The sequence below is a fragment of the Bacillus sp. S4 genome (assembly GCF_040838205.1).
Taxonomy (GTDB): Bacteria; Bacillota; Bacilli; order Bacillales; family Bacillaceae_G; genus Bacillus_A; species Bacillus_A cereus_U.
In genome coordinates this window covers 1-5,954 of sequence record NZ_JBFPJI010000207.1, presented here as the reverse complement: position 1 = coordinate 5,954, position 5,954 = coordinate 1, and the positions used below count along the sequence as shown (strand labels likewise).

Below are 5,954 nucleotides of genomic sequence, written 5' to 3'. Positions count from 1 at the left end.
GGAAATACATTGGAACACCAAAGCTTCTCACTTTGTTTACATGCATTTCATGTAAGTTTAGGTTATAAAATAAATTATGTTTTTTCATTTGTATTCAAACGTAGTTACAATCAAAAGTTGAATCATTTTAGAACTTGTTTAATAAATTCTGTTTTAGCTTTTGTATACGCTTCTCTATCTTGGTTAAACTTTTTAGCTAACTCTTGCTTTAGATTTGAATAATCATAAACTAATTGTGTATCTTCTCGTAAGCGGTTACGAAATAAAAGTTGTTGCTCCCATCGCTCAGTTCCTTTAACCATCAAATGCAGATGAGCTACACGCCTATTATTCTTTACTTTCACAAAGAACCTTCTCCAAGGTCTTTCATCTAATTCTGGGCTTACAAAATGCCAGTCATATATAGCCAATTTAGCTGAAATATCTACTACTCTATCAAATGATTCTGTTTCAGCCATTAGGTCAATTATAGGTTTTGCAGGTAAACCAGGTATGGATGTACTTCCTATATGTATTACCTTACTTATACCGAGAGGAGTAAGCAGTTCATAAAGTTGCTGTTCTTCACATCTTCCTTTATCTTGCCAATCAGGATTTGCATTAACTATCTCTACTGACTCATTCGCCCATAAAGGCCAATCATTTGGATTATTTTTTTTATCCATCCAAAACATCTCCTTTCACAAATTATAACACTATTTTTTATGTTGAAATTTCATGTTTATAGAGACAAATTATTTCAGTTCATTATTTTAACTCATTCAAAACTGCAATAACTTTTATTACATCTATATTTGGTAGAGTTTAAACCATAGATAGCTACACCTTTTCTACCTTATTATTCTGCTATATAAACGATTTTATATTCCTTTAAATACAACTACTGGTTCATCAAAATTATTATTCTGAAATACAACATCCGCACACTCTTTCGGATTATGCTCATCTATATACATCTTACAAGCTTCATGATACCTGTTCAAAAACATCTTCTCTGCTTCTTCATAACTTCCAAAAACTTCTGTTTCTCGCTTTGCACCACGATTTCTCGCAATCTCAAAATCGGTATCTACAAAAATTTTATAATCAAATAGATGCTCAATGTCTTTTTTCAATAGAAATGTTCCATCTACTATTAGCACCATATTTGACAAGGCCACTAGCGGCCCATTATGTACAGAGACATCCGTTATTAAGTTATGAGAAATCGTTTCATACTGTAAATTCCCGCTAGGTCCTAAAGGCTTTAATAATCTTTCTTTGAAAGCTGTATAATCGTGTGCATCTTCGTAATACCCTCTTGCTGATTCTTTACCTTGTGTATAGCGAATTACTCTCGGGTTATGAAAATCATCAATGCTTGCACGTGTTACTGGTACTCCGCACTGTTTCAATTCCTCCGCTAGTTCATTTGCAAATGTTGTCTTTCCTGAGGCTGTAATACCACTCACTCCAACTCTTATTGGATGAGTTAAGTTTAACGTTAAAATATGATCAGCAATTTCTTTCATTCGTTTTTGGCGATGCACGATATGACCTCCTCATTTTTGTTTACATAACAAAATTATGATAAATAAAAATATCACTACTTGTCGGTATATTTTTATTGATATACATATTCCTTATTTCCCTTTAAACCCTCGATATAAAGCAGTCCGTAACTCTTGCTTGTATTCCTCAATTTCTGGCATATCGAGCTCTTCTGCTAATCGAATTGCTAATTCAATATCATACGGTACACGTACGAGTTGAATGGAAAAGCTCGCTGCTTCTTTTTTATTGTAAGTTCCTTCAAAGATTAAATAGGATGCTTGTGTAATCTCAAGAGGGTTTCCTACACTACCAGCATTACATAACGTTTTCCCTCTAAAATTTTGCACATACGCTTGGTGAACGTCACCGTAGCAAACGACATCTGGTTTTCTTTCCCCTTCTATATTTTCCGTCAGATCGCTATTTTCGAACATACTAACACGCTCTTCTCTTGAAGCGTGTGGTTGAACTCTTTCATATAAACTTCTCGGTGAAGCGTGGAACATACGAATGAGTTTCCCGCTCATATAAAACTCGATGGAAAATGGTAAACTCCTTAAATATTCATTTTGTTCTTCTGACAGTTGTTTTTGATGCCATTTTAACGCTTCAAATTCAGTTGGCTTTGTAATGAAATCATCCCAGTTCCCCATTACAACTCCTTCACATTCTTTACGAATGATTTCAATCACTTCGCTAGAATGAGGACCTTTTCCTACTAAATCTCCAAGACAAATAATGCGTTCGATTCCTCTTAATTTAATATCTTGCAGTACTGATTCTAAAGCCGGAATATTACCATGAATATCTGAAATTATCGCTATTTTATCCAAATGAACCCCTCCGTTATTTATTGTTTATTATATCCATATGATATGATTGATACCATTTCGGAATATAGGATAAAAAATGATTATGGTCTTCTAAAATTCGGTTTAATCTCTCCTTCATATCATCTACTAAATGCGGTGTGCTTCGGTTCGTCCACACAATATCCGCCGGGAATGTCCTCGCTGCATACAATGAATACAGTTTCCAAAAATGGAGCGACGGATCACCTCCGCAATAACCGTGAACTTGTCCAACCGCAAATGGTTTGCTTATTCTCGTAGTAAAAATCGCTACGTTATAAAAATCGTGTATTGGATCGCCAAAATCATATCCCCCAAAATCGATAACGATAAACTCCTTATTATGAATCATACTATTTGCTGGATGGAAGTCATCGTGTAAAAATGTGATTGGACGATTTCCCAATAAATCTTTATGATTTTTTACAAAGGTTAATACGGGCTTCAAATCCAGAAAGTTCACCCCATAACCTGCTAATGCTTCTATATATCTTTCGTACTTATTCCATCTAATTGTTTCCCATTTATTACTTGCACTTTCTCTTTCAATTGAGTGAATCCTCTTTAGTACTTCTCCTGCTTTTCTTCCTGCATTATACTGTTCTTCCGCCGATAGCTTACTTAAGCCCTCTTCACCATTTACACCTCGGGTCCATTCAAATACTTGAACACATTTATTTAATTCCTCAAGTTTTATGAAATGAATTAACTTCGGCGTTGGAATATGTAATGATTCTAATTGTTTCATATACGTATATTCTTCTTGTTTTCGTTCAAAGTTAAGAGCATCACATACTTTTATAAAATACGTTACTCTGTTTTCTAATTCCACTTTATATTTCTCTTCATGTGAAAACCCTTTTGAAATAACTGTACATTTTACAATTCGAGGCCACCCTAGTTTTCTCTCTATCTCTCTTAACATTTCTTCCACAAAACTCACCTCTATTAATATACGTACATACTACCTAACACTTCATACTCTCGTTTATTTTTCCCTTTAAATTCCACTGCAAATGGATTTTCACCATTCTTATTCAAATGTTCTAGCACTAGACCTCCCCCTACTGGTTCACAAAACTGCACACTAATACCACCAAACAATACACTTTGACACTCCGCATTCCATTCTTCATTTTTCATGACTGAGCTTGCAGTTAGCTCCATTACTTCTTCCCATTTCCGCACTGTTTCTCGAACATTTTTCACTGCGTAATGAATCGTTTCAATTTGTTGTACTTTGTTTTTATGTTCAGTGATTGTTCCTATGTTACGTAAATCGTTTCTTCTTTCTTCGTCCGTTTCATTCCATTGTATAAAGAAAGGTAATTTCGGTCCGTTCTCTTCTTGCTTTACAAATAACATTTTCCATTCTAAAAGACGGCCATCTTTCCTCATACGTTTTCCTTCAAATGGTCCTATCGTATGTAAGCCGTGCTTGTTAAGCTTAACTGCTAGTTCTTCAATTTCATCTGTTCGAATTGCGATTTGTAGCATCCCTTCTCCATTTTGCAATTTAACAACCGTTTCCTGTACTAATGGATTTTCTGCTTCTTTCGCTTTTTCTTCATGCTTAACTGCTAAAAATTCTATATATGATAAATCAAAGTAACATAAACTATTCCAAGTCCCCCAGTTTGTATGCTCACCGCCTAACGCAGTATGAAAACCTAGTGCCTGCATTTGTTTTGTCGCCTCCTCAGGCGTACAATGAACTGCGTGAACGAGATGATCAAATGTTAACATTTTCTTTCTCCCCTTTCTCTCCATCCTTTTATTGTATATCCCCTTCTTATTTCATTCAATTCAAAAAACTTTAAAACCCAGTTGATTTATACGATTAATATGTATTATAATAAAACAAATTTAAATATTGCTGATTGGAAAAACCAAAGGCACTTTTCTCATACGGGAAAAGTGCCTTTTTATTTATCCCGCATTAACGGGCAGTAAGACCCCCACCTAAAAATTCAGCGAAAGCAAAGAAGTTAGGTGGGGATCAACTGCCCGTAAATGCCCGATTGGTTCAACTAATAATCAGTGGAGGATGAAGAAAACCCCCACTGATTAAAGTTTCACTTTATTATTACAGGGGGATTATTTATGCAGAAATTAATTATCTTTGCTATTATCGGATTTTTCGCTCAATTGATTGATGGAGCACTTGGAATGGCGTACGGGGTAACGTCTTCCTCTTTATTATTAATGTTTGGTATCGCACCGGCTGTTGCATCTGCATCGGTTCATTTAGCTGAAGTCGTTACAACTGCGGCTTCTGGTGCATCTCACATCCGATTTGGAAACGTTGATAAATATACAGTTTCCAGGCTTACATTACCTGGAGCAATTGGTGCATTTATTGGGGCATGTTTTTTAAGTAATTTACCTGGCGATGTAATTAAACCGTATATTTCCTTATTTTTATTTACTTTAGGGGTTTATATTTTATTACGATTCATCATTCAAAAACAAATTGTTTCTTCAAATAAGCGTATGTCTGCTAAACAACTTGTACCGCTCGGTCTGTTCGCAGGATTCGTTGATTCAACTGGCGGTGGTGGCTGGGGACCTATTACGACACCTGTTCTTCTTGCAAAAGGAAATGATGCTAGAAAAGTTATTGGATCTGTAGATACGAGCGAATTTCCTGTTTCACTCGCTGCAACAATCGGCTTTTTCATCTCACTTGGTTGGGAACAAATAAGCTGGGTTTGGGTATTTGCCCTAATGCTCGGTGGTATTGTTGCCGCACCAATCGCCGCATGGTTAGTACGCATCGTTCCTTCGCATTTACTTGGCGTACTCGTTGGCGGACTTATTATCTTTACGAATATACGTACATTACTTACATCATTTAAAGTTGATCCAACTATTATTACACTTTCTTATGTTGCAGTTGGTCTTATCGTTATTATCTCTATTTTCATTTCTGTCCGTAACCATTCGAAACATTCAACAATTGGATACCCAACAGATCAAAAACAAATGCTACCATAATTAAGTAAAATACCGCCCGATTTACTTCGAGCGGTATTCTTTATTTTTCAATCTTCCAATTTATCATTGTTTCAGTACTATTTACTCTTTTCATATGTAATTTCTCTAATACACGAATAGAGCTATAGTTATCAAGGAGTGTCTCCGCTATAATCGTTTCCACTTCTCCTGTTTGAAAAGCCCATTTCATTAATTCACTAACTGCTTCTGTTGCATACCCTTTATTCCAATATTTCTCAATAAATCCGTAACCAATTTCTACTGTATGTTGCTCGTTCGGTTTCCCTTTAAATCCTATATCACCTAGAACAACATCATCCTCTTTCCGAATAACATACCACGCGCCCCACGGTAATAAAGCCGCATCTTGTTTCACATTTTCTATATGCCCTAAAATATGCGGGCCACTATTGTATCCTTGATTATTCGCAATTTGAACCCATTCTTCCGCACATGGGATAATATGTAATCTTTCAGTTTCTAATTTCATAACGACGTCCCCTTTTCAATTAAACAATACTTCAATTTCACTATAAATATATAGAATATTCATTCTTTTTCGTATACATATAT

7 protein-coding genes are annotated in these 5,954 nt (G+C 35.5%); 1 reads left to right on the top strand and 6 read right to left on the bottom strand.

Going from position 1 to position 5,954, the window contains the following annotated elements; genetic code table 11:
* Positions 1-122: 122 nt before the first annotated feature.
* From AB3X48_RS16435 to AB3X48_RS16415, 5 genes are all read right to left on the bottom strand, one after another.
* A complete protein-coding gene (locus tag AB3X48_RS16435) occupies positions 123-665 on the bottom strand; it encodes a GrpB family protein (protein ID WP_016105299.1) in 543 nt (180 codons plus the stop codon).
* A gap of 195 nt (positions 666-860) precedes the next feature.
* A complete protein-coding gene (locus AB3X48_RS16430) occupies positions 861-1,529 on the bottom strand; it encodes a nucleoside/nucleotide kinase family protein (protein ID WP_199715310.1) in 669 nt (222 codons plus the stop codon).
* Between the two features lie 93 nt (positions 1,530-1,622).
* Positions 1,623-2,366: a metallophosphoesterase family protein gene (locus AB3X48_RS16425; RefSeq protein ID WP_088099200.1), complete on the bottom strand. Its 744-nt coding sequence runs from the start codon at positions 2,364-2,366 to the stop codon at positions 1,623-1,625.
* A gap of 13 nt (positions 2,367-2,379) precedes the next feature.
* Complete coding sequence (locus AB3X48_RS16420; RefSeq protein WP_367959739.1) at positions 2,380-3,318, bottom strand: aminoglycoside phosphotransferase family protein; 939 nt, start codon at positions 3,316-3,318, stop codon at positions 2,380-2,382.
* 14 nt (positions 3,319-3,332) lie between these two features.
* On the bottom strand, positions 3,333-4,130 hold the full coding sequence (locus tag AB3X48_RS16415) for a VOC family protein (RefSeq protein WP_078174742.1): 798 nt from the start codon (positions 4,128-4,130) through the stop codon (positions 3,333-3,335).
* Positions 4,131-4,487: 357 nt separating this feature from the next.
* Here AB3X48_RS16415 and AB3X48_RS16410 point away from each other — a divergent pair, with 357 nt between their 5' ends.
* Entirely contained in the window at positions 4,488-5,381 is an 894-nt protein-coding gene (locus tag AB3X48_RS16410; RefSeq protein ID WP_088099202.1) for a sulfite exporter TauE/SafE family protein, read from the top strand.
* Positions 5,382-5,421: 40 nt separating this feature from the next.
* Here AB3X48_RS16410 and AB3X48_RS16405 read toward each other — a convergent pair whose 3' ends face one another.
* A complete protein-coding gene (locus AB3X48_RS16405; protein ID WP_016105306.1) occupies positions 5,422-5,871 on the bottom strand; it encodes a GNAT family N-acetyltransferase in 450 nt (149 codons plus the stop codon).
* Positions 5,872-5,954 lie beyond the last annotated feature (83 nt).